Source organism: Pedobacter caeni, assembly GCF_900129215.1.
Classification (GTDB): Bacteria; Bacteroidota; Bacteroidia; order Sphingobacteriales; family Sphingobacteriaceae; genus Pedobacter; species Pedobacter caeni.
Genome location: NZ_FQUQ01000007.1, coordinates 186,040 through 209,810 on the forward strand (window position 1 = coordinate 186,040; position 23,771 = coordinate 209,810).

20 protein-coding genes are annotated in these 23,771 nt (G+C 40.9%); 10 read left to right on the forward strand and 10 right to left on the reverse strand.

Going from position 1 to position 23,771, the window contains the following annotated elements:
- Nucleotides 1-65 precede the first annotated feature (65 nt).
- The 6 genes from efp to BUC20_RS29745 all read right to left on the reverse strand — a co-directional run bounded on the left by efp (nt 66) and on the right by BUC20_RS29745 (nt 6,021).
- Nucleotides 66-626 carry an elongation factor P gene (efp, locus tag BUC20_RS29720; protein WP_073237210.1) on the reverse strand — a complete coding sequence of 187 codons (561 nt, stop codon included), beginning with the start codon at nt 624-626 and terminating at the stop codon, nt 66-68.
- 157 nt (nt 627-783) lie between these two features.
- Nucleotides 784-1,398 carry an ABC transporter ATP-binding protein gene (locus BUC20_RS29725; protein WP_073237213.1) on the reverse strand — a complete coding sequence of 205 codons (615 nt, stop codon included), beginning with the start codon at nt 1,396-1,398 and terminating at the stop codon, nt 784-786.
- A 10-nt stretch (nt 1,399-1,408) separates the two neighbouring features.
- Entirely contained in the window at nt 1,409-2,194 is a 786-nt protein-coding gene (gene lpxA, locus BUC20_RS29730) for an acyl-ACP--UDP-N-acetylglucosamine O-acyltransferase (RefSeq protein ID WP_069378326.1), read from the reverse strand.
- The gene (locus tag BUC20_RS29735; RefSeq protein WP_073237215.1) at nt 2,191-3,603 is read right to left on the reverse strand and encodes a bifunctional UDP-3-O-[3-hydroxymyristoyl] N-acetylglucosamine deacetylase/3-hydroxyacyl-ACP dehydratase; all 1,413 of its coding nucleotides are present in this window, start codon (nt 3,601-3,603) and stop codon (nt 2,191-2,193) included. The genes lpxA and BUC20_RS29735 overlap by 4 nt, the downstream gene beginning before the upstream one ends.
- A complete protein-coding gene (gene lpxD / locus BUC20_RS29740) occupies nt 3,603-4,676 on the reverse strand; it encodes a UDP-3-O-(3-hydroxymyristoyl)glucosamine N-acyltransferase (protein WP_073237218.1) in 1,074 nt (357 codons plus the stop codon). Before lpxD ends, BUC20_RS29735 begins: the two co-directional genes overlap by 1 nt.
- Before the next feature lie 121 nt (nt 4,677-4,797).
- Nucleotides 4,798-6,021, reverse strand: a complete 1,224-nt coding sequence (locus BUC20_RS29745; protein ID WP_073237221.1) for an HD domain-containing protein — start codon at nt 6,019-6,021, stop codon at nt 4,798-4,800.
- Nucleotides 6,022-6,125: 104 nt separating this feature from the next.
- On the opposite strand from BUC20_RS29745, the gene porX reads away from it, so the two are divergent.
- The 4 genes from porX to BUC20_RS29765 all read left to right on the forward strand — a co-directional run bounded on the left by porX (nt 6,126) and on the right by BUC20_RS29765 (nt 10,158).
- Entirely contained in the window at nt 6,126-7,682 is a 1,557-nt protein-coding gene (gene porX / locus BUC20_RS29750; RefSeq protein ID WP_073237224.1) for a T9SS response regulator signal transducer PorX, read from the forward strand.
- Between the two features lie 77 nt (nt 7,683-7,759).
- Nucleotides 7,760-8,176, forward strand: coding sequence for a tRNA (adenosine(37)-N6)-threonylcarbamoyltransferase complex ATPase subunit type 1 TsaE (tsaE, locus tag BUC20_RS29755; RefSeq protein ID WP_073237226.1), 417 nt, complete (start codon nt 7,760-7,762; stop codon nt 8,174-8,176).
- A 62-nt stretch (nt 8,177-8,238) separates the two neighbouring features.
- On the forward strand, nt 8,239-9,465 hold the full coding sequence (locus tag BUC20_RS29760; RefSeq protein WP_073237228.1) for an alanine dehydrogenase: 1,227 nt from the start codon (nt 8,239-8,241) through the stop codon (nt 9,463-9,465).
- Between the two features lie 6 nt (nt 9,466-9,471).
- Entirely contained in the window at nt 9,472-10,158 is a 687-nt protein-coding gene (locus BUC20_RS29765; RefSeq protein WP_073237231.1) for a M15 family metallopeptidase, read from the forward strand.
- Here the strand turns inward: BUC20_RS29765 and BUC20_RS29770 are convergent.
- Genes BUC20_RS29770 through BUC20_RS29780 form a run of 3 tightly spaced genes read right to left on the reverse strand, consistent with a single transcriptional unit; the run spans nt 10,153 to nt 13,023 of the window.
- Nucleotides 10,153-10,659 (reverse strand): phosphoglycerate mutase family protein, encoded by a 507-nt coding sequence (locus BUC20_RS29770; protein ID WP_073237234.1) that lies wholly within the window; start codon nt 10,657-10,659, stop codon nt 10,153-10,155. The two genes, BUC20_RS29765 and BUC20_RS29770, sit on opposite strands and share 6 nt — an antisense overlap.
- Nucleotides 10,656-11,687 (reverse strand): aminotransferase class I/II-fold pyridoxal phosphate-dependent enzyme, encoded by a 1,032-nt coding sequence (locus BUC20_RS29775; RefSeq protein WP_073237237.1) that lies wholly within the window; start codon nt 11,685-11,687, stop codon nt 10,656-10,658. Before BUC20_RS29775 ends, BUC20_RS29770 begins: the two co-directional genes overlap by 4 nt.
- On the reverse strand, nt 11,674-13,023 hold the full coding sequence (locus tag BUC20_RS29780) for a D-alanyl-D-alanine carboxypeptidase/D-alanyl-D-alanine-endopeptidase (protein ID WP_084529422.1): 1,350 nt from the start codon (nt 13,021-13,023) through the stop codon (nt 11,674-11,676). Before BUC20_RS29780 ends, BUC20_RS29775 begins: the two co-directional genes overlap by 14 nt.
- A gap of 29 nt (nt 13,024-13,052) precedes the next feature.
- Between BUC20_RS29780 and BUC20_RS29785 the strand changes: the two genes are divergently transcribed.
- From BUC20_RS29785 to BUC20_RS29795, 3 genes are all read left to right on the forward strand, one after another.
- Nucleotides 13,053-14,303: an aspartyl protease family protein gene (locus BUC20_RS29785; protein ID WP_073237240.1), complete on the forward strand. Its 1,251-nt coding sequence runs from the start codon at nt 13,053-13,055 to the stop codon at nt 14,301-14,303.
- 62 nt (nt 14,304-14,365) lie between these two features.
- The gene (locus BUC20_RS29790; RefSeq protein WP_073237243.1) at nt 14,366-15,304 is read left to right on the forward strand and encodes a hypothetical protein; all 939 of its coding nucleotides are present in this window, start codon (nt 14,366-14,368) and stop codon (nt 15,302-15,304) included.
- Nucleotides 15,305-15,400: 96 nt separating this feature from the next.
- Complete coding sequence (locus BUC20_RS29795) at nt 15,401-15,592, forward strand: cold-shock protein (RefSeq protein WP_008241764.1); 192 nt, start codon at nt 15,401-15,403, stop codon at nt 15,590-15,592.
- A gap of 64 nt (nt 15,593-15,656) precedes the next feature.
- Here the strand turns inward: BUC20_RS29795 and BUC20_RS29800 are convergent, their stop codons facing one another.
- Entirely contained in the window at nt 15,657-16,454 is a 798-nt protein-coding gene (locus BUC20_RS29800) for a glycerophosphodiester phosphodiesterase (protein ID WP_073237246.1), read from the reverse strand.
- 123 nt (nt 16,455-16,577) lie between these two features.
- Here BUC20_RS29800 and BUC20_RS29805 point away from each other — a divergent pair, with 123 nt between their 5' ends.
- The 3 genes from BUC20_RS29805 (at nt 16,578) to BUC20_RS29820 (ending at nt 22,945) form a co-directional block, all read left to right on the forward strand.
- Nucleotides 16,578-19,889 (forward strand): DUF4175 family protein, encoded by a 3,312-nt coding sequence (locus BUC20_RS29805; protein ID WP_073237249.1) that lies wholly within the window; start codon nt 16,578-16,580, stop codon nt 19,887-19,889.
- Nucleotides 19,890-19,899: 10 nt separating this feature from the next.
- On the forward strand, nt 19,900-20,340 hold the full coding sequence (gene ybeY / locus BUC20_RS29810; protein ID WP_073237642.1) for an rRNA maturation RNase YbeY: 441 nt from the start codon (nt 19,900-19,902) through the stop codon (nt 20,338-20,340).
- Between the two features lie 745 nt (nt 20,341-21,085).
- Nucleotides 21,086-22,945, forward strand: coding sequence for an ABC-F family ATP-binding cassette domain-containing protein (locus BUC20_RS29820; protein ID WP_073237254.1), 1,860 nt, complete (start codon nt 21,086-21,088; stop codon nt 22,943-22,945).
- Nucleotides 22,946-23,771: the final 826 nt, after the last annotated feature.

Below are 23,771 nucleotides of genomic sequence, written 5' to 3' on the forward strand. Positions count from 1 at the left end.
GATGGCTTCGGGAACCACTCCGAAGCCACAATCAACCTAAACCTAAAACTAAACTATGAAAATTCTTATTTTACTCTTTCTATATAGTCACCTGTACGGGTATCAACCTTAACTTTATCGCCCTGGTTGATAAACATTGGGACTTTTATTTCTACTCCTGTTTCCACAGTAGCGTATTTTAATGCGTTTGTAGAGGTATCGCCTTTAACAGCGGGCTCTGTATAAGTAATCTCCAATTCAACATGCGAAGGTATCTGTGCCATAATTGGCTCTTCACTTTCGAATGCGATGATTACATTCATTCCTTCTTTTAAGAATTTAACACTTTCGCCGAACAATGTTCTTGGAATGTTAAACTGTTCAAAAGAAGTGATGTCCATTACTACCAAAAAATCGCCATCTTCGTATAAATACTGGTAATCATTGGTTTCAACACGACAAATTGTTACTTCTTCATCTGTGCGAAATCTGTATTCAACCAGTTTCCCGGTTTTAACGTTTCGCATCTTTGCCTGATAAAAAGCCCTCAGGTTTCCTGGAGTCCGGTGTAGAAATTCTTCTACTTGAATTAGTTCTCCGTTAAACCGAAGGATATTCCCACTTTTTACGTCTGATGCTTTTGCCATTTCATTTGAAATTGTGTCCGACCGTTTGGACCCTTTTTCGTGCCGCAAAGGTAAAGACTATTTATGGATTCTACAATAGTAATTTAAAAAAATATTTTATTTCTTGTTTTTCTTCGTTTAAACGCCATTCAGGGTAGATGACAAATATAAAAAAACGTTATTTATAATCCGTGATCTGGATCAAATGCTGACAAAACGAATACTCAACTTCCTGATTTGACCCTAAGATGACTAATCTTTTCTCAGTAAAATTGTCAATCAGGTCCAAATACCAACGCACTCCCTGCTGGTCAAGATTGGAAGTTGGCTCATCTAATAAAAGGATTGGGGTGTCTGCACAGAAAGCAAGGGCCAGCTTGGTCCGCTGTTTCATACCTGAAGAGAAGTATTTTAAAGCCTTGTCCTGCGACTTTGCAAGCCCGAGCAGCTCCAACACTGCATCTTTGCTCATATCGTTGTACAGCCCTTTAAATTTGAAATGGAAGTCTATGGTCTCTTCCAGTGTAAACTCTTCTATGAGGTCCAGGTATGGGGCAGCAAAACTCAGGTGTCTGTAAATGTCCTCAACGGGTACTGTTTTTTCTCCCTGATAGCTTATTGCTCCTTCCGAAGGGGATAAACTACCAAGGATTAAACTCAATAAGGTCGATTTGCCTGAACCATTCGGGCCCAGGATGGCATATTTTCCGGGAGCCTGGAAATCATAATCGAAATTTCGAAAAATCCACTCCTGATTAAACCTTCTCCCGGCCTTATTTAAGCTGATTTTCATTCATTCTCAATTAACTTCCTGAACCGAAGCCTTTCATCACACCACGGTTTGAGTTCCTGATGAAATCTACAATCTCATCACGGATTTCCGTTGGTGCAAATTCTGCTTCAATCATATCCAGGGCTTTAGTTACATTGTTATGCTTTACAAACAAAACCCTGTAAATCTCCTGAATTTCATTGATCTTCTCGGAAGAGAAACCTCTTCTTCTTAAGCCAACAGAATTGATTCCGGCATAAGAAAGTGGTTCACGGGCAGCTTTTACATATGGAGGAACATCTTTTCTTACCAATGAACCACCGGTTACAAAGGCATGAGATCCAACTTTTACAAATTGGTGAATCGCTACCAGACCAGCCAGTACGACATAGTTCCCAATAGTGATGTGTCCTGCAAGGGTGGTACTATTCGAAAAGATACAATGGTCACCCACTTCACAATCATGTGCAATATGTGAATAAGCCTGGATCAGGCAGTTACTGCCGATCACTGTCTTCCACTTATCTTTTGTACCCCTGTTTATGGTTACACATTCTCTGATCGTGGTATTGTCACCGATCTCTGCAGTAGTTACTTCCCCTGCAAATTTCAAATCCTGGGGAACACCTGAGATCACTGATCCGGGGAAAACCCGGCAGTTTTTACCGATCCTGGCACCATCCATGATGACAACATTTGACCCGATCCAGGTCCCTTCCCCAATTTCCACATCCTTGTGTATCACTGCAAAAGGCTCAATTACTACATTATCGGCAATTTTTGCCTGCGGATGTATATACGCTAAGGGTTGTATCATGATACGGTTTCGCTTTCTTTAACTTTTACAATTTGGGCCATCATTTCTGCTTCCACAACAACTTTTCCTCCCACCATTCCTACACCTTTCATTTGCGCAATGCCTCTTCTGATTGGCTCCATCAAGTCACATCTGAAAACGATGGTATCACCAGGTAATACCTGCGCCCTGAAGCGCACATTATCTATTTTCAAGAATAAAGTCAGGTAATTTCTTGGATCAGAAACCGTACTTAAAACTAAGATACCGCCTGTCTGAGCCATGGCTTCAATCTGAATCACTCCAGGAAAAACCGGGGCACCAGGAAAATGACCCTTGAAAAATTCTTCGTTCATGGTTACATTTTTAACGCCTACAACGTGTGTTTTAGACAGTTCTAAAATTTTATCAATGAACAAAAATGGTTGTCTGTGCGGCAGGATCTCCATAATCTGGACCACATCATAAAGTGGTTTTACAGATGGATCATAAACATGCTGTACTTTTTTATTTTTTTCTTTTTTGATTGCTGCTTTGATCTTTTTAGCAAAGGCTACATTCGCAGCATGCCCCGGACGGGCAGCCATGATATGTCCTTTTAAGTGAACTCCTACCAGGGCAAGGTCACCGATCATATCCAATAATTTATGTCTGGCAGGCTCATTTTGATACCGCAGCTCCATATTATTCAAAATTCCCTGAGGAGCAACTTCCATTGCACTCCGGTTAAAGATTTTTGCCAGGTGATCCAGCTCTTCTTTCGTCACTTCTTTATCTACGATCACAATGGCATTATTCAGATCCCCACCTTTAATCAGGTTGTTCTGAAGTTGATATTCCAGTTCATGAAGGAAGCAAAAAGTCCGGCAGGAAGCAATTTCTTTTTTAAACTCCGCAATGCTGGAAATACCGGCATGCTGACTTCCCAATACCGGAGAATTATAATCGATCATACAGGTAAACCTGTAATCATCTAAAGGCATTGCCACAATTTCGACTTTCCGGTCAGGTTCAGTATAGGTAATGTTATGAGGGATTTGAAAATACTCCCTGTCTACCTCCTGTTGCTCCAGACCTGCACTTTCCAATGCCTCCATAAATAAAACAGCACTACCATCCATAATAGGTGTTTCCGGCCCGTCAAGTTTCATCAACACGTTATCCAGGTCCATTCCGACCAATGAAGCCATCACGTGTTCTACCGTGCTGATACTCGCTCCATTCTGAGTAATCGTTGTTCCTCTTGCAGTATCTGTAACATTGTCACAATCAGCATCAACAATCGGGCTTCCAGGCAAATCCGTCCTCTGAAATTTAAATCCGTGATTTTCTGGTGCCGGACAAAAAGTAAGCGTCACATTCGCCCCGGTATGAAGGCCTACACCCTGTACTGAAACTTCGCTCTTTATAGTTTTTTGCTTAACATTCATTATTTTGCTATTGTACTGTTTTGTTCAATTATTGCTTTTAGTTCTGAGATTGTTTGCTCTAATGCCCCGATCCGCTTTTCAACGGCTGGCAATTGTTTAAATATCACTGAAGCCCGCATCCAGTCCCTTAAAGGCTGTGCAGGACTACCATGCCATTGCTTGTTTTCTTCAGATGTATTGAAGTTTATCCCTGCCTGAGCACCAATCTGGGTCCCTTTTGCCAGGCTAAGGTGACCTGCGATCCCTACCTGTCCGCCAACCACAGAGTTCTCGCCAAGCCTTGTGCTTCCGGAGATTCCTGTCTGCGCAGCAACAACGGTATGCGCACCAACATCTACGTTATGTGCAATCTGAATCAGGTTGTCCAGTTTGACCCCTTTTCTGATAAAGGTAGAGCCCATAGTTGCTCTGTCAATCGTGGTATTCGCACCGATTTCCACATCATCTTCAATCACAACGTTTCCGATCTGTGCGATTTTTGAATAGGTTCCATCTGGTTGTGGCGCAAAACCAAAACCATCACTGCCGATTACCGTATTGGAATGGATATTAATATTGTTCCCCATCACCGTCCTGTTATAAATCTTTACGCCAGGAAAAACCAGGCAGTTGTCTCCGATCTGACTGTCAGCACCCACAAACACCTGCGACTGAATTTTGGTTCCATCACCAATAACTACATTTTCACAGATATAGCTAAAGGCACCAATAAATACATTTTTGCCGATTTTTGCTGAAGGATGGATAAAACTGGGCTGTTCAATTCCAGACTGAACATTCATTTGGTTCACTACCTCATTGTACTTTTCCAATAAAACAGAAAAAGCGCTGTATGGATCCGCGACTTTAATCAGGGTGCTTTCAACAGCCTCAGCAGGAAAAAAATCGTTTCCTACAATAACAATTGAGGCTTTGGTGGAATATAAATAGCTTTCGTATTTTCGATTAGACAAAAAACATAAAGACCCAGCAGTACCATTTTCTATCTTAGAAAGTTCTGTTACTTTAGCGTTTTCATCGCCTTCAATGGTGCCATCTATAAATTCGCTTATCTGCTTGGCAGTAAATTGCATCGTACAAAGTTAAGTGTTAAATTGATATGAACAAATAAACCTATTTAGGTTATCATCCAATCATTAGATCAATGTAGAATCTAAAAACGGGATTAAAAGTTAATTATTTTGTTAAAAAATGCTAAATTATTCGGGGATAGCATAGTATGTGTTTGGTTACAGTCTTATCTAAGGATTCTAAGTTAGATAAATCTGATGCTTTTGCAATATCTATAATTGTGTTGTTTTTCAGTAAAATGTTGATATTCCCGCTTCCCGCGTTGTATGCACGGTTTTCGATCACATCGGTAAAAACAAAATAAGACACTTCATTTACACTTAGCTTCATCAGATCAGCAGTATTTTCCCTGATCCTCTGCAATCTGCCCTCATCAGGTGCTTCTGAACTGATCTCCACTTTATAAAGATTACGGCGGATAAACATCTGGCAAAGTTGAGCCAGGATGCGGTCCGGATGATCTGCCCAGACTTTTACTGAAGCAAAAATGTCCTGATCATCCAGTTTGGAAAACTGGGCCAAATGAATATCCGAGCTGAAAAACTCGGCTTCTTTCACCTCATTTGTCAGAAAATGCTGCAGCGCCGGGGTTGCAAAAAGCACCTCTCCATGTCCGGAAAGCTCTTTTGCCCGCTCCAGAATTTTGACCAGCAGGTATTCCCCTGCAACAACAGTTTTATGCAGATACACTTGCCAGTACATTAACCGTCTGGCAATCAGAAAATTTTCAATGGAATAAATCCCTTTTTCTTCAATCACCAGCTGATCATCCAGCACATTGAACATTTTTATAATCCGGTCAAAGCTAATGACACCCTCACTGACCCCGGTAAAGAAACTATCCCGGTTCAGGTAATCCATACGGTCCAGGTCCAGCTGCCCGGAAACCAGTTGCGCAAGGAATTTTTTATGATAATCACCTTTAAAGATATTGATTGCAGCACTTAGCCTCCCTCCAAATTCAACATTTAGCTTCTCCATCATCAGCATGGAAATGTCTTCATGTTTAATCCCGTTAACCAGGGTATGCTCCAATGCATGAGAAAAAGGACCATGCCCGATATCATGCAAAAGAATGGCGATAGTGGCCGCCTCCTCTTCTTCTTTACTCACCGAATGGCCTTTACTTCTAAGGACTTCAATGGCCAGACTCATTAAATGCATCGCACCTAAGGCATGATGAAACCTGGTGTGCAAGGCTCCCGGGTATACCAGATGGGTCATACCTAACTGCTTTATATACCTTAACCGCTGAAAGTAGGGATGTGAAATCAGATCAAATACTATTTCAGAGGGGATATTAATGAAGCCATATACGGGATCATTTATGATTTTCTTTTTGTTCAATCCTTAAAAATAAATTATACGGTACAAAAATTGCTATTTTTATCCATACTAAGAAAGGTAACTTTCTTTTTTAAAAGATTAATTTACATTATACAAATACAATAATGCAGGAAACCAAAATTTTATGGGCCGACGATGAGATTAACTTATTAAAACCACATATACTACTACTGAATGAAAAAGGATACCATGTTACCACCTTCACAAATGGTAATGATGCCCTTGAAGCCTTTGGTAAAGAGCATTTTGACCTGGTATTCCTTGACGAGAATATGCCAGGCCTGACTGGTCTGGAAACCCTTACTGCGATCAAAAATATAAGGAACGATGTCCCTGTTGTCCTGATCACTAAAAGTGAAGAAGAGAATTTAATGGAGGATGCCATCGGATCTAAAATTGACGACTATCTGATCAAACCAGTGAACCCAAAACAGGTTTTACTGACCATTAAAAAGATCATTGACAACAAACGTTTAGTCAGCGAAAAGACATCTATGGCTTATCAGCAGGATTTCCGACGCCTGGGAATGACACTCAACGACAAGCTCAGCTACGAGGAATGGGTTGAGGTATATAAAAAGCTTGTTTTCTGGGAGTTAGAGCTTGAAAAGCTAGACGACCCCCAGATGCATGAAATTCTGACCATGCAAAAATCAGAGGCCAATGCACAGTTCTCGAAATTCATCGAAGACAACTACCTGAGCTGGGTAAATGGTAAAGGAAAAGCGCCTTTACTTTCGAATGAACTCCTTAAGAAAAAAGCATTTCCACTGATCAACGGAAATAATACCCCGGTATTTTTCATCCTCATTGACAATTTAAGGTATGACCAATGGCGGATCATCAATCCCCTGATTACCGAGCATTTCCGGTTGGAAGAAGAAGACACCTATTCCAGTATTCTCCCTACCGCAACTCAATATGCGAGAAATGCGATCTTTTCCGGACTAATGCCTTTGGAAATGGAGAAACGATTCCCCGGACTATGGCAGAATGACGATGACGAGGGAGGTAAAAACATGCATGAGAGTGCCTTTTTGGCAGACCAGATCAAAAGAAGCTTACGTAAGGACTGTAAATTCAGTTACAATAAAATCCTGACCTATGATGATGGGAAGGCCCTGAATGACCAGATCAATAACCTGCTTCAAAATGACTTTAATGCCATTGTATATAACTTCGTAGACATGCTTTCTCATGCCAGAACAGATATGCAGATGATCCGTGAGCTGGCCAATGACGATGCCGCTTACCGTTCTTTAACCCTTTCCTGGTTTGAGCATTCTCCTTTAATGGAATTACTGAAAAAGATCGCTCAGAAAAAAGTGAAGCTGGTCATTACCACCGACCATGGGACCATCAGGGTAAAACACCCAAGTAAAGTGATCGGCGACAGAAATACCAATACCAATCTGCGCTATAAACAAGGCAGAAATCTAAACTACAATGCCAAAGAAGTGTTCTTAATTAAAAACCCTCATGAGGCACAGTTACCAAAGATCAATATCAGCTCGAATTATATCTTTGCAAAAGAAGACCGTTATTTTGTCTATCAGAACAACTATAATCAGTTTGTAAATTACTATAATGAGACTTTCCAGCATGGAGGGATCTCTCTGGAAGAAATGATCATTCCTGTGGCTACTTATAGCTCCAGGTAGAAAAAATTTACCAGATGAGGCCATCAACAAGCTTCGTCTGGTTTTAGAAAATTATAAAATAACATATTACTCTTTTGATGAACATTGAGGTTAATCACTTAGCAGACCTGGATCAGGCCGCTATCGATGTGCTGGCATTTGCTCCAGACGAACGCATCTTTATCTTTGAAGGTGAGATGGGTGCAGGAAAAACGACCTTTATAAAGGTTTTAGCCAAAGCCCTTGGGGTAACAGAAGTGGTATCCAGTCCTACATTTTCCATTGTGAACGAATATGAAGGAAAAGAAAGGAACATTTATCATTTTGACTTTTACAGAATCAAAAACCTGCAGGAAGCTTACGATATTGGCTATGAGGAATACTTCTGGTCGGACCATATTTGTCTGATAGAATGGCCTGAAAAAGTACAGGAACTACTCCCCGACCATTATGTCAAAATTGAAATTACCACCATCGGAGAAAATGAAAGAGTTCTGTCAATTTCCAAAATATAAATTCCAAATGTGCTTATTTTCAGGTATTTTGCTTAATTTCAATCCAAATATCAATAAATAAAATGGCTACAGGATTACGTGAAGGAATGGCCTCTATCGCTCAAAAAGGGCTTATACAGCCAAAAGAGACCTTGTCAGAAACAAATAAAAAAAACAACAGTCTGTACATTGGCATTCCTAAAGAGATTTCCTTTCAGGAGAATAGAATTGCATTAACCCCGCTGTCTGTGGCCTTGTTGATCAACAATGGTCATCGGGTAATTATTGAAAGCGGAGCAGGTGTCGGTGCTAATTTTTCCGACAACGACTATAGTGAACAGGGGGCAACCATTTCCTTTCATAAAAAAGAGGTATTTGAAGCAGACATCCTGGTAAAAATCGCTCCCCCTACTTTGGAGGAGATCGGGATGATGCACAAAGGACAGACCCTCATCTCAGCGCTTCAGATGGGAGGCCTTAAAGAAAATTACCTCAAAGCCTTACTGAATAAAAAAATCAATGCCCTGTGTTTTGAAAACCTTCGTGACGAAGGAGGTATTTTAAGCGTAGTCCGTGCGATGAGTGAAATTGTCGGCGCAACGTCAATTTTTATTGCAGCAGAATATTTAAGTACAGCGACCGGAGGAAAAGGATTGATGCTTGGCGGCTTCACCGGAGTCCCACCAACCGAAATTGTCATTTTAGGGGCCGGAACGGTCGGAGAATACGCCGCGCGTACGGCATTATCTCTGGGTGCGGAAGTAAAAGTGTTCGATAGCTCTATCTATCGCCTTAGAAGGCTCCAAAATAACTTAGGGAGCAGGGTGTTCACTTCGGTGATGCAACCTATCGTTTTAGGCAAGGCAATTACCACTTGCGACGTGGTGATCGGAGCCATCCGTGCAACACATGGCAGAAGTCCATGTATTGTCATGGAAGAAACAGTCGCCAGAATGAAACCCAACTCAGTGGTCATTGATGTGAGCATTGATCAGGGCGGATGTTTTGAAACTTCTGAAGTGACCAACCATAGTAACCCGGTTTTCCGAAAACATGAGGTGATCCACTATTGTGTTCCGAATATTGCTTCGAGAGTTCCTCGTACTGCTTCTTATGCACTGACCAATATTTTTGCACCCATCCTGCTGGACATCGGAGATATGGGTGGACTGATGGGGGTGGTCTGGAGCAAGCCCGGAATCCGGGAAGCATTGTACATCTATCAGGGACACCTTACGAATAAAGACCTGGCCAACATGTTTAACCTTCCATATAAGGACATTGAACTTCTGGTGGTTTCTAATCAATAAATCACCATGATCAAATCCCTTTTGTTGTTTTTACTCTGTTTCGGCTTTGTCTCTCTTTCTGCACAACATAAAAAAGTCCCGTCCGCCGCTATAAAAGTGATCCGTGACTATGATGTTTATCTGAAGAGCTGTGAGGAGAACCCGGGAAATGCGCTTCTGGAGCTTAAAAAAGAAATACCGGATCTCGTTTTAGATATCCGGTATGCCACGACCAACAACTTCATGAAGCTTGCCGTGTATAAACAGGCCCGGGCTTTTGCAAGAAAACCGGTCACCAATCAGCTAAAGCGCATCCAGAAAGAATTACGCAAAAAGGGTTATGGTCTGAAGATTTACGATAGTTACCGTCCCTACACTGCAACAAAGACCTTGTACGTTAAAGCCTCTGACAAAAATTTCGTCGCCAATCCGAAACAGGGATCAAGACATAACCGGGGCTGTGCAGTAGACCTGAGCCTGATTTACCTGAAAACAGGTAAAGATGTTCCTATGCCTACGCCATACGACAGCTTCTCCGCAAAAGCTGCTGCAGCTTATCCAGATCTTCCTGAATCCATTAAGAAAAACAGGGATTTGCTGATCCGGGTGATGGAAACGCATGGATTTAAAGTCCTCCACAATGAATGGTGGCACTTTGATTTTAAGGGTTGGAAGAACTACGACCTGATGGACATTCCCTTCGAAAAACTATAGCTTCCCGTAGTGCCTGTCTTTCACCACCACCTCGTTTCCTTTAATTTCCATAAGAAAAATATAGCTATACTCTTCTTCTGAAATCTCTTTTACGGATGATGAGCCTCCAAACGCAGCAATAATACCTAAAATCCGATTTGAATGCCCGCAAATCACCACGTTCTTTCCTTTATAATGGGTCAGGATGGTATCAGCCAAAGCCTTGTTGTTTTTTGAATCGTAAAGCTTTACCGGCAATTTCATTCGTGTCGCCAGCGGAGCCAGGGTCTCTTTAGTTCTTTTATAATCTGTGCTGAATAAGGCGCTGATCTTCTTTCCTTTCAGGTATTTCTCCAGAGCCACTGCTCTTTCCTTTCCGGCAACGGTTAGTTCAGGATCTTTCGCTGTTGGATCCTCCAGGTTCTTTTCGCCATGTCTGACGATCCAAATCCTGGTAGTTTCCTGTGCCCGCAGGCTTTGTACCGCACAAAAAATCAAAAAAACAAATAAAATACGCTTCATATTGATGAGATTAACTGGTTAATGTTTTCTTTAGTGTGCCAACTGCTCAATACCACCCTATTGATCGCCTGGCTATTGGGATCCGGATAAGGAAAAGAAGAAATCGAGATCTCTTTTTCCATCAGCCGGTCAAACATTTTCTCATCCGGATGGTGAAATACAGGAAATCCGGCTATATGTTTCCAATCCGAATTAATCTCCCTGGCAAAATAGCTGATTAATGCCATTAGTTTCTCCTGTTCTTCTTTATAAATATCTGCTGACTGCATAAAAGCAAATAGCCCTGCAGCAGCGGGTGGAGAAGCGCCCAGAAATTCATTACAGCTTTTTAGTGCTTTGATCACTTTTTCAGTCCCCAGGATAATCCCTGCATCCAGCCCCAACGCTTTGGCCATAGAAGCAACCACTATCACCTCCACCTGATTTGTTTTGGGGATCAGGTTAAAAATGCCTCTTCCTCTATCCAAAATACCTATTCCATGAGAATCATCCACGATTAAAACCACCTTTTTTCCAGGAAGGATTTCTTTGATAAAGGAAAAATCGTAGTGTTCAGGGAACAGATTGTTCAAAGAATTGCTGATCAATACCCAATCCTGCTGGTCACTATTGTTGATCCGGTTCAGGCTTTCTGTTGCCCACTGAGAGAAACTTCCCTTACTTGCCGGCTTCTGAGCTGTCCAAAGTGCCGGATGCGTTTCCGGCGCATATAACACCCGTTCAGGAGTAGAAAAAAAACGGACCGTCAGCTGAGCGGCAAGATAACCACTCGAACTGATGAGTGCTGCATCAGCTCCAAATTGCGCCGCAGCGTACTTTTCCGCTTCATCGTACAAGCCCAGTTGAATATTGTTATTTCGGCTGGTTCCGTTGTTCAGTCCAAATTTCCGGATCCCTTCAAGGTAGAACTTCAGAAAATCAGGATGTTGCGGGATTCCAAGATAAGCCGTCCCACCAAAATAGAGATATGGCTTTCCTTCCAATAAGATATTGGCGGAGAAAGGGCTATTCAGTTTAAAACTTTTCATGCACTCCCATTATAATCCTACCTATTTCGTTTCTGATTTTGCTTACCGGAGCGACAAAGTTGTTATTCATAAAGGAATAAATATATAGTTTTCCTTTTTTTGTCAGGATATATCCACTTTGGTTGTGAACATTCGATAAGGTCCCTGTTTTTCCAAAAACGAAGGGCGTATCTGTTTTTGGATAAGCATTTTTAAGGGTTCCCGATTTTCCCCCTGCGGGTAACAGATCAAAAAGTCGACCCCGGTCATTTACGTTTTTATAAATCAAGTCCAAAACCACCACCATATCTCTCGGTGTAAATAAGTTCATTCTTGATAAGCCAGAGCCGTCTACCCAGACTGCAGAATCCGGCAAATCCGACAAATAGGTCTTCAATACATATTGAATCGTCTTTTCTGTACTCAGTTCCTCTCCCAATTGATCCGAACAAACCAGTAAAAGCTGCTCTGCAATAAAGTTGTCACTGGGCTGCAGCATCGCCTTCAGCAAGGGATCCTTCGGCACATTATAAATCGTACGGGCATTTTCCGGCATTTTCATTTCAACTAAACCTACTGGTTTGTGCAGCGTATCAGAAAGTAATGTTAAAGTGGTAGAAAGGCTGAGTTTGTAAGGAATTTCCTGCGAGAATCCTTCCGGGATGCTTCCCTGAGGATAATGGAAGCTATTTTCCCCTGATTTTCTAAGGACATTAAAGGGTTTTTGAGTCCGGCCGCTGTCGACCACAAAACAGGCCTGAAAAGATTTAGGCAAGATTTGCAACTTCCCCTGCTTTGCCCTCACGCTGACCAGGTTATCCATCATGGGGAATTCATTGATTTCTGCCTGATAATAATCGTTATAATCGTCCCAGGACCATCCTTTACCATAAAAGGGCTCCTGATGTCTACCCGATGCAAGAAAAAGCTTCCGGTTCGTTGTTTTCAAAAATTGCCAGGCATTTCCCTGCTTCAATCTGCTTTGCAAAAAAGAAGGATCCCCGGTTCCCCAAAAGATCAAAGAATCATTCCTTTCTATATAACGAAGAGAAGGAATGGAGTCCCCGAGCATTTTTAAGGCTGCATAAAAAGTAAACAGCTTTGTATTGGAGGCAGGAATAAAATATTGATCCCCGTTTTCTTCAAATACCGGGACACCTTTAACAGGATCGTATAAAACAAACCCGACATGATGATCCTTTAAAATTTCCGACTGCTTAAAGTCGCGGTTAAGCTTTGTAGAAAGTCGTTTTTCAATGGAACAGGAACTGAATAAAAGGCCTCCCAGCACCAAATAAATGACCATCCTGCCTTTATTAAAAATATAACTTTTGTTTTTATCCTTAACCATCTCCATACTGAGCACTAATTTATTAAATTAGTTCAATGAAACCGTTGACGAGTGCTATAAAGTTGAGCTATTTAAAGACCTTTTTGATCTTTATGGCGTTTATGCTGATATTCCATACCGGGAATGCCCAGTCTTTCCAGTTCAGCGGCACACGACAAAAAGATGTGGTCAACTTTACATTGATTAAAAACCTGATCATTATTCCGGTATATATCAATGAAAAAGGCCCCTTTAATTTCATTCTGGATACCGGAGTCGGCCCGATGATCATTTCCGACCCCAGCCTTGCCGACAGCCTCAAGATCAAAGACCTGCGAACGATAAAAATCGCCGGCTTGGGAAAAGGCAATGAAATCGAGGCTTTTGTTTCCAGATCGATCTCCGCAACTGTGGGTAAATCCTTTATTGATCAGATCCCAACGGCAATCCTCAAAGAGGATCTTTTCAGGCTGTCAAGCTATGTAGGCATGCCCATTCATGGTCTGTTGGGCTATCACTTCTTTAAAAGCTTTATTGTAGAGATCAAATATTCTTCAAAAAGGATGATATTTTTTGTCCCTGAGCTGAACAGAAAAATCAAAGGCGAGCGCGTTCCCCTGGAAATGATCAATGATAAACCTTATGCCTTGATCAATATTGAATCTTCCGAACTTGGTAAGCTTCCGCTCAAAGTATTGATAGACAATGGGGCCAGTCATGCGGTTTCCCTGGAAATTCTCAATGAAAAACCTTTTCCGGTACCGGGGGCTTCCATTCCTGCAAACCTGGGCATGGGGCTGGGTGGTCCCATCAGCGGAAATATCGGACGCATCCCTTCCTTAAAAATCGGAACATTTGAATTGAAAAAAGTCCTCACTTCCTTTCCAAAATACGATGAGGTTGCAGGTAAAATTTTATTGAAGGACCGGAACGGAAATCTTGGTGCCGACATACTCAGCAGGTTTGATATTGTGTTCGACTATGCAGACAATAGCATGTATCTGAGGCGAAACAGCAATTTTAAACGCCCTTTCGAGCACGATATGGCCGGGATGGAAGTTTATGCTGACGGACCTAACATTGACCATTATTTCATTAGCAGGATCGAGCCGGGCTCGCCGGCAGAAATTAGTGGCCTGGAGCCCGAAGATGAGATTGCTTACCTCAATTTTGTTCCGGTAACCACCTACACCCTTACCGAGATCAACCGAATTCTAAGGGCTGGAGATGGGAAAAGTGTCATTATCACCATATTGAGAAAGGGTCAGCTTCACATAAAACTGTTAAAACTTAAACAAAGAATATAAACTCTCCCGATTCTTATACCTTTGTCTTTCAGTAGTTAATCCGATACCATTATTTTTTCTGCATGCCTAAAAAGTTCATTTTTATCCTTGCAATTGCGTTCAGCTTTTGCCTTAGTTGTAATTCCGTATCCAGAGAGGAGCAAAGAAAAAGCACCCGAACCTTATCCTTTGAATCCATTAAAGGCATCAAATATTACGAAGTCAAACGCCGGTTCAGCACTGGCCTGTCCTTTAACGAGATCGGCTTTCAGCAGGAACCAAGCTGGATCATTCAATTTCATTCCAATGATTCCATTTTAGCTTATAGTCCTCAGAAACTGAAAATGCAGGGCTTTCACTTGCATTATGATCATGGAGATGTCTATAATTTCGCAAAAGAATGGTTCAGAATCAAAAAAATCAGCAAAGACAGCGTATTGATGCAGCGCCTGCAGCTAACCGGAAGGGAAATTGCCAAAGACATTCGCTCTGATGTCAACATCACTTACTATTCGCAGGACTATATTGAAAAAACGTTAAAAACGACAGCAGAACAACTGCAAAGGCCAAGCCGGGCGGACAGCCTTTATATCCGGCAACTTTCAGAACGGTCCAACCGGAACCCGCATAACCGGGACAGTGCTTTTGCGGGCCGTCAGCCTGTTTCTTTCCTTCCATTGAGTGATATGATCAGCGCAGAGAAAATAAACACGGTAGACAAGCTGATTGGGAAAACAGAAGCCTATGATTACCTCTTTCCAAGGTACAGGATCCACATCAGCCGGGCTTACGCCGATTTCGGATATGATTTTTCAGTGGTCGTGGATGCCAAAGGAAAAATACACCTGGGGACTTTCCGATCGGCCCTTCCGGAAAACTACGAACCCCGTAAAAAAACACTCGAAGCCATCATCAACGTTTACCTGCAGAATCTTTTAAAAGTTACCCCGGGAAAGACACTTGGGATTCCTCATTCCAGTGAAATTAACCTTTCATTATCAGGCAGAAAGGGGACAAAATGACCGCTTACAAATTTATATTTACCAAAAAATGAAGCATTTGTATATTATTAAAAATATTCCGTATCTTGCACACTTAATTTATTAATAAATAATACAATGCAAGAAGGAACAGTAAAATTTTTTAATGTAACTAAAGGTTTCGGATTCATCATTCCAGCTAACGGAGATAGCGAAATTTTTGTACATTCAACAGGCCTTATCGATGAAATTCGTGAAAACGACAAAGTTGAATACGATGTTGAAAGCGGTAAAAAAGGGTTGAATGCGATTAATGTTAAAGTAATCTAGATTATTAAAAACATAATTGTACAGCATCGCGGACAACCGCGATGCTTTTTTGTTTAATAAGGAATTATTTTCTGGACTTAATCGTCTCAAATAACAGCTCTGGCTCATTGGTGGTGATAAACTCCACCTCATTGTCCAAAAGCCAGTTCATCTCATCTACGGTGTTCACCGTCCAGGCATTGAGTGTCAGCCCCAATTCTTTTGATTTTGCAAACCAATCCCCTTTTTTGTAAACTGAAAAGTGGTAATCTGCTCCGTAAAAGTGGTCTTCTTTCATTTTTTCCAGAGAAACATCCCCATTGAGATAAGCAACATTGGCCTTTGGCTGTAATACCAGGACCTCTTTAAGGATGTCATAACTAAAACTGATGTAATCCACCCAATGTTCTGCCTTCAGCGCTTTTACCAGGTCTACACTTTTTTTGGTCATCTGTAAATCACGTGCTGTACTGATTTTTGAGGGCTTTAACTCCAGAATCAACTTTGTTTTCTTTTGTTTCATCCCTTCTTTCAAATAGGCTTCTAAGGTAGGGATCTGCTCTCCGTTAGTCATCTTCTTTTCGAGCAATTGGGAGTAGGTAGAACCGGGAATGGACATCCCCAAAAATTCCGGGTCATGATTAATGACCAGAACACTATCTGAAGTCATGTGAACATCAAATTCAGAACCATAGCAGCCCAGCCTTACTGCTTCTTTCAACGATGCGATAGAATTCTCGGGCAGACCTTTCTTTTTCCAGGCCCCGCGGTGTGCGATTACCTTATTTTTATTCCAGGAAGAGGTGCTTTCCATAGGCTCATTTTTTAATCCGCTGGTAGAAACGATAGCCATCATCGTAATGGCCAGAATGGAGTTAGTCATGGTCGTAATTTTTAAGATTTCATACAAAAAACGCCATACCAGCGTTAATTTAATACTATTATATCGTTAATTTTATCAAAACCCATATTCATTCTTTACCTTTAAGATTCAGCTGGCTTTTTAATGAACGACAATTACGGGCTTTTAATTTCAAAAGTGAATGAATTTACGCAAAAGTTTTACCTCAATAAACTCTTGCGTGGAAGTATTTATGCTGCCGCAGTATTGTTGGCATTGTACCTTTTTCTGTTTCTGTTTGTCTATTATGCCCATCCGGGAACTACAGTAAAAACGATCCTCTTTTTTGCCTCTCTTGCGGTTTCAGTTTTCATTATTGGAATCTGGATCATCATCCCGGCGCTCTCCTATTTCAAACTCAGTAAAAACCTCAGCATTGAACAAGCCGCCACACTGATCGGGGAGCATTTTTTCAATGTTAAAGATAAACTGTTGAATACCCTTCAGCTAAAGGCCCTTGCGGATAAAAATCCGGAAAGCAATATGCTGATCATGGCTGGAATAGATCAGAAGATCCAGGAGTTAAAGCCGATTCCCTTTACCAGTGCCATTCAGCTCAATGAAAACAGAAAGTACCTGAAATATTTTCTGGCTCCCCTATCTGTTATCGTCCTGATCGCTGTTATTGCCCCTTCAATTTTAAAGGAAGGAACCAATAATTTTGTGCAGTACAACAAAGAAATTTTACCGAAAGCGCCATTTAACTTTGAACTGCTAAATCAGCGCTTATTGAGTTCTCAGGGCGATGACCTGACTTTAAAGCTAAAACTTACCGGAAATGAGATCCCTCAGGAAGTGTATATTTCTGATGGTCTGAACACTTACAAATTAGAAAAGGAAAACAACAGCCGCTTTCAATACACCTTCAAGAACCTTCAGAAAAACAAAGAAATCCGTTTTTCTGCCGGGGGATTCAGCTCTGTCCCTTACCTCATTGAAGTAAAGCCAAGGCCTTCTGTGATCGGGATGACTGCCCACCTGCGTTATCCGGCATACCTTGGCAAGAAAGAAGAAGTGATTTCCAATGCCGGCGACTTGCTTTTACCTCAGGGGACTGTGGTGACCTGGTCATTAAAAACAGAAAACAGTGACCAGCTCCTCTTCATGCTGGGACAGCAATCCCACCTGCTGTCTGCCCGGAATAATACTTTCGAATTCAGCAGCAGGATCCTGAAAAATACAGATTACCGGGTAAGCCCAAAAAACAAGTATATCAACAGCAAAGACTCTCTCGTTCACCAGATCGGTGTCATTGCGGATGAATATCCGAACATCTCTCTTACAGAGACCGCTGATTCTTTAAGTAGTAAAGCCCTCTATTTCTCCGGAAACATTTCAGATGACCATGGCTTTAGCGCGTTGAAATTCACTTATACGGTCTCTGAGAATGGCAAAATTAAAAGCAGGAGCAGTCAGTCTATTCCCGTAAAAAAGGCACAGCAGGAAAATGCATTCTTTCATTTCTGGAACCTCAGCCAGGCAGGAATTAAGCCCGGGCAACAGCTGGAGTATTATTTTGAAGTTTCAGACAATGATGGTGTAAATGGTCCCAAGACCACTAAATCTGCCATTAAAACATATGAGCTTCCTTCTCCGCAACAGGTGGCAGAGAAAATCAACCAGGGAAGTCAGGCCCTGAAGCAAAAGATGGAAAAAGCCATTAAGCTGGCCGGTACTGTTGAAAAGGAAAGTAAGAAGCTTGGAGAAACCCTCCTTGATAAAAAACAACTGAATTTCGACGATAAAAAACAAGTTCAGCAACTGCTGGACAAGCAAAAGCAGCTGGAAGAGGCCGTCAAAGAGATCAAAGAACTGAACGAAAAAAACAGTTTTGAAAAGGAAGAAAACAACGCATTAAAAGAAGAACTCATTGAAAAACAGAAAAAAATAGATGAGCTGTTTAACCATGTTCTGGACGAAAAAACCAAAGCTTTACTGGAAAAACTGCAGAATTTAATGGACCAGAACAATAAGGATCAGACGCAAGATGAGCTTTCCAAGATGCAGATGGATAATAAATCGCTGAAAAACGAACTCGACCGAATCCTGGAACTTTATAAACAACTGGAATTCGAGCAAAACCTTCAAAACAACATCGATCGTTTAAATGAGCTTTCTAAGGATCAAAAAGAGCTTTCAAAGCAAAGTAAAGATAAGAACAGCTCCATAAACGAATTGAAAAAACAGCAGGAAGAGCAACGTTCTGCCTTTGAAGAAATCAGAAAAGAACTGGATAAAATAAAGGAAAAAAACGAAGCACTGGAAAGGCCTAATCCTTTTCAGAATCCGGAAAAAGACGCGAAAGATATCCAGCAGCAACAAAAGGACAGTAAAGACAATCTGGATAAAAACAACCGTCAGAAAGCTGCAGAAAACCAGCAAAAAGCAGCTGAGCAAATGGAAGAAATGGCTAAAAAGATGAGCGATATGCAGCAACAGTCGGAGGAAATGGAAAACAACCTCAATGTACAGGAGCTGCGCCAATTGCTGGAAAATCTCTTAAAAACCTCTTTTGATCAGGAAAAAGTAATGCTTGACCTGAGAAAAATCAGCAGTAATGATCCGCTTTATACTTCCAATGTACAGAAGCAAAGGAGCATAAAAGACAATATGAAAACCATTGCCGACAGCCTGTTTTCATTGAGCAAAAGAGTCCCGCAGATCGAAAGTACAGTAAGCGAGGAAGTACAAAAGATCAATTTCAACATGGACAAAAGCCTGGAGAACCTTGGAGAACGGAATACCTCGGCTGCAAATAAGAACCAGCAATACACGATGACTTCCATCAACAACCTGTCGCTGATGCTGAATGAAGCCCTGGAACAGCTGCAAAAGATGAATAAGAATTCGAGTGGGAGTGGTAAGGGAAAGAAACAAAGCATGAAACAGTTGCAGCAAATGCAGCAACAACTGAATAACAACATGCAAAAGGCCCGCGAACAAATGCAAAAAAATGGCAACAAAGGCAGTGTTCCCAAAGGGCAGATGACGGAAGAATTTGCCAGGATGGCTCAGCAGCAGCAAATGATCAGAGAAGCATTGCAAAAGATCAACAGGGAAGACAATAAAGACGGAAAAGGTGGTCTGGGAAATCTGAATCAAATGATCAAAGACATGCAGTCGACAGAATCAGAACTGGTAAATAAGCGTCTGGAACAGGAAACGATGAACAGACAGAAAGATTTATTAACCAAATTACTGGACGCAGATCAGGCACAAAGGGAACAGGATCAGGATTCAAAAAGAGAAAGCAAAGCCGGAAAAGACCTGGCGCCTTCCTATCAAAAAATGCTGGATAAATTCAAGAAACTGCAACAAAACGAGACGGAATGGATTCAGAAATTACCTCCCAGCCTGAACTACTATTACAAAAATAAGATTGCAGAATATTTTAAATTGCTAAATTCGGCCCGATAATTCAATGATCATGAGCAAACCTGCAATTCATTTTTTCACCGAAGACCTTAGTTATACCCTTAAAAAGAAGACCATTCTTAAGGCCTGGATCAAGTCGGTCATAGAAAATGAGGGATATGCTTTACGGGAGCTGAACTTTATTCTATGCTCAGACGAATATTTACTGCGTATAAACCAACAATACCTGAATCATGACACGTATACCGACGTGATCACTTTTGATAACTCAGAAGAGCTTAAAATGATTGTTGGTGATATTTTTATCAGTCTGGAACGGATTCAGGAAAATGCAAAAGAATTTAAGCACACTGTTGCCGATGAATTATGCCGCGTAATGGCACATGGGACCTTACATCTGCTGGGTTATAAAGATAAGGGTAAGGCAGCAAAAACCCTCATGACGGAAAAAGAAGATTATTATCTGGCCACTTTGAAAAGCCAACAGCAATAGGTCCTTCGTCAGGTTTCATCTTATTTCTCTGATCATACAATCCCACTTCATGGCTGTTGATAGGAGTATACCGCCTGTTCGTCGAAGTTAATGCCATGATGGTCTAATGAATAACACTTCATTGAAACGTTTTCCATAAAACAGCGTCTTATGATCAAACCAATTCACCAAAACCGGATATCATGAAAACGACAATAAAAAAAATTATGATGGGCACTGTAGCAGTAGTCATCCTTACAGGAACAAAATTCGGAACAAAATCTGCAGAAAGAACCGCTCCTGTAATGCATGCGGTCAAGTAAGCTGACTTATTAATTCCCCTTACCTTAATCCCCCTACCCATTTCTTTTCATTTCAATTTGGCTAAAGAACACTAAACTAAAACCTTAGTTTAATACATCCCTGATTCTCTTTCACCTCAATTGCCCGCTTTGATCTGAATGCCCGTTTATATTCTACCTCAGCCTACATCCTGGCGACTGCAACTCTTAACTGACCTCTTCAGGAAACAACCCGGAGTGCTGCCGGCAATCACAAATCATAGGCTAAGCCCTCTCCGGTATCTCCCAAAAAAGTTCGGGAATGTCCAGCTTAACTGCCCTGATCAGATAAGGACCGGAGGAAGAACCAACATGGTCATGATTTGATAAAATACTTACATGTTCAATAGGCTCAACTATATACCAAAGAATTATTGCTTACTTTTGTAATAATTTCTTATCTAAAATATCGTTAAAAACAGACTTTGAGCACACTAATTGCAGCCGAAAACTTAGGCCATGCTTACCATGATGAATGGCTATTTAAAAATTTAACCCTGGGGATTCAGCCCGGACAGCGCGTAGCGTTGGTTGGTATAAATGGTGCAGGAAAAAGCACCTTATTGAAATTACTTGCCGAAAGGTTTTCTCCATTGGAAGGCAAAATTGTAAAGAACAAATCCGTTAAAATCGGATTCCTGGATCAGGAACCTTCCTTCCCTGACGGCTACTCAATAAGCGACTTTATCTTCTCTCTCGAAAACAAACAGCAACAGCTGATCAAAGAGTATGAAGAACTGATTGAAGATCCGAACCCGGATGAGAAAACATTAAACCGTTTGTATGAAGAACTCAGCGAGCATAACGCCTGGGAATATGAACACGAAATAAAAACGATTTTAAGCCGCATGGGAATCAATCATCTTCAACAGAAGATATCTACCCTATCCGGCGGGCAGAAGAAGCGTCTGGCGCTTGCTAAATTGCTGATAGAGGATCCTGAAATCTATGTATTGGATGAGCCAACGAATCACCTGGACATTGATACCATCGAATGGTTAGAAAAATTGCTGACTTCCGGCAACAAAACTATATTGTTAGTTACACACGACAGGTACTTCCTGGACAATGTATGTAATACCATCGTAGAGCTGGACAGGGGTAAAATCTACAATTATAATGGCAATTATGCCTACTTCCTGGAGAAGAAATCAGAGCGCGAGGCCGCAGACGAAAGCACCTTTCAAAAAAATAAGAATCTCCTGAAAAAGGAATTGGAGTGGATGAGAAGAATGCCTGCAGCACGTACAACTAAATCTCAGTCAAGAATTGATGCTTTTTATGATTTAGAGAGTAAAACAAAGCAAAGGTCTGATAATCAAAGTGTTACTTTAAATGTAAAGATGGCACGTCAGGGAAATAAGATCCTGGAACTAGACCATATCGGCCAGTCCTTTGATGAGAAAAATATCATTAATGATTTCTCCTACACTTTTAAGCGTGCCGACAGAATTGGTTTAGCCGGTAAAAATGGAACTGGAAAATCAACGCTATTGAATATCATCACGGGCTTCTTAACTCCTGAAAAGGGAAAAGTGAGTACTGGTGAAACTACCGTTTACGGATATTATAAACAAGGCGGTCTTGCTTTCAATGAAAAAGAAAGAGTAATTGATATTGTGAAATCTGATGCCGAATATATAAAAATGGCAGATGGTCAGACGATATCCGCATCGCAATTATTAACTCTGTTCCTCTTCCCTCCCAAGAAGCAACATGGCATGGTAGAGAAATTAAGTGGCGGAGAAAAAAAGCGGCTACACCTGATGAAGGTCTTAATGCAAAACCCGAATTTCCTAATTCTGGATGAGCCTACAAACGACCTTGACATTGATACATTAAATGTTCTTGAAGAATTCCTTGAGAATTTCCCTGGTGTATTAATTCTCGTTTCTCACGACAGGTACTTACTCGATAAAATGAGTGAGCAATTATTTATTATGGAAGGCAATGGAGAGGTGGCCATTTATAATGGTAACTATTCCGAATACAGGATTAGTTTAGAAACACAAAAGGATAAAGTTCCTGTAAAAGCTAAAGAAGCTCCTGTACAAACGACTCAGAGCAGCACCAAAAAATTAACATTTAAAGAGCAAAAAGAACTGGAAGATTCAGAAACAAAAATTGCTGAACTGGAAACAAAAATCCAGGAACTATCCAATGCCCTTTTAACAATTGATAGTGCAAACTATTTAGCCATTCAGGACACCTCAAAAAATATTGAAAAACTAAATGAAGAACTGGAACAGGTAACTGAACGCTGGTTGGAATTATCCGAAAAATAAATTCATCGTCTAAACCGTCCTTGGGTTTTTAGCTAAACCTTCAGGACGGTTTAAATAATCAGCCGCCTGCCAGCTTTCCAGCATTGATTCATCTCCGGCTTCTCCGAAAAAACATTTCAAACAAGAAATACGTTTAAATCGTCTCCGGATTAAAATCTAAATTATGATACTGGTGGATGAAGGGAAAATTTTAAACTGAATTTTCTTCGTTATCAAAAAAGAAAATCAAGGTATCCCCTACCCCAGCAGACAATTCAGGCGATCAAATAAAATCTCTTTTTTCAAAGATTCGCCAGAGCAAAAGAAATGGATTAAAAGCCTTTTACAAAAAGATGGGCTTTGCAAACAAAGCGACTGGAGTTTACTCCTCTCAACATAAAAAGATCAATTTTGATCTGATGACTGAAAAGCTAAATATTAAAGCGATCGTAAAAACAAATGCTTTTTTAGATTAGTAAAAACTTCATTTTTTTAAAGCAATTTTTAAAATCAGCCAGAACGGTCCATTTGGAAATTGCGATGTTCTTTTAATTATTGAAAATCAATTCCTTTTTTTAGGGCTGCTAGGTTTAGGAGATCAGTTAAAAGATTTCAACTCATGAAACCGTCATAAACATCCCGCTTACAAAAAGCACTGCTGATGAATTCATAATCGAGATGCCGGGTTAACGAGTTCCGGCTATGCTCAGGGAATTAAGATAAAGTCTGATAAAAATAATTGTATTCCAATGAAGCGATCATCAGCAGATCTTTTTACAAATAATGAATCCGGATCATGAATACCATAAAAAACAATAAATGTATCCTGATGAAACCAACATCACCA

What these genes read in the sequence shown, in the direction of transcription:
- efp (WP_073237210.1), bottom strand. Translation starts at nt 626, where the DNA reads ATGGCAAAAGCATCAGACGTAAAAAGTGGGAATATCCTTCGGTTTAAC.
- BUC20_RS29725 (WP_073237213.1), bottom strand. Translation starts at nt 1,398, where the DNA reads ATGAAAATCAGCTTAAATAAGGCCGGGAGAAGGTTTAATCAGGAGTGG.
- lpxA (WP_069378326.1), bottom strand. Translation starts at nt 2,194, where the DNA reads ATGATACAACCCTTAGCGTATATACATCCGCAGGCAAAAATTGCCGAT.
- BUC20_RS29735 (WP_073237215.1), bottom strand. Translation starts at nt 3,603, where the DNA reads ATGAATGTTAAGCAAAAAACTATAAAGAGCGAAGTTTCAGTACAGGGT.
- lpxD (WP_073237218.1), bottom strand. Translation starts at nt 4,676, where the DNA reads ATGCAATTTACTGCCAAGCAGATAAGCGAATTTATAGATGGCACCATT.
- porX (WP_073237224.1), top strand. Translation starts at nt 6,126, where the DNA reads ATGCAGGAAACCAAAATTTTATGGGCCGACGATGAGATTAACTTATTA.
- tsaE (WP_073237226.1), top strand. Translation starts at nt 7,760, where the DNA reads ATGAACATTGAGGTTAATCACTTAGCAGACCTGGATCAGGCCGCTATC.
- BUC20_RS29760 (WP_073237228.1), top strand. Translation starts at nt 8,239, where the DNA reads ATGGCTACAGGATTACGTGAAGGAATGGCCTCTATCGCTCAAAAAGGG.
- BUC20_RS29765 (WP_073237231.1), top strand. Translation starts at nt 9,472, where the DNA reads ATGATCAAATCCCTTTTGTTGTTTTTACTCTGTTTCGGCTTTGTCTCT.
- BUC20_RS29770 (WP_073237234.1), bottom strand. Translation starts at nt 10,659, where the DNA reads ATGAAGCGTATTTTATTTGTTTTTTTGATTTTTTGTGCGGTACAAAGC.
- BUC20_RS29775 (WP_073237237.1), bottom strand. Translation starts at nt 11,687, where the DNA reads ATGAAAAGTTTTAAACTGAATAGCCCTTTCTCCGCCAATATCTTATTG.
- BUC20_RS29780 (WP_084529422.1), bottom strand. Translation starts at nt 13,023, where the DNA reads ATGGAGATGGTTAAGGATAAAAACAAAAGTTATATTTTTAATAAAGGC.
- BUC20_RS29785 (WP_073237240.1), top strand. Translation starts at nt 13,053, where the DNA reads ATGAAACCGTTGACGAGTGCTATAAAGTTGAGCTATTTAAAGACCTTT.
- BUC20_RS29790 (WP_073237243.1), top strand. Translation starts at nt 14,366, where the DNA reads ATGCCTAAAAAGTTCATTTTTATCCTTGCAATTGCGTTCAGCTTTTGC.
- BUC20_RS29795 (WP_008241764.1), top strand. Translation starts at nt 15,401, where the DNA reads ATGCAAGAAGGAACAGTAAAATTTTTTAATGTAACTAAAGGTTTCGGA.
- BUC20_RS29800 (WP_073237246.1), bottom strand. Translation starts at nt 16,454, where the DNA reads ATGACTAACTCCATTCTGGCCATTACGATGATGGCTATCGTTTCTACC.
- BUC20_RS29805 (WP_073237249.1), top strand. Translation starts at nt 16,578, where the DNA reads ATGAACGACAATTACGGGCTTTTAATTTCAAAAGTGAATGAATTTACG.
- ybeY (WP_073237642.1), top strand. Translation starts at nt 19,900, where the DNA reads ATGAGCAAACCTGCAATTCATTTTTTCACCGAAGACCTTAGTTATACC.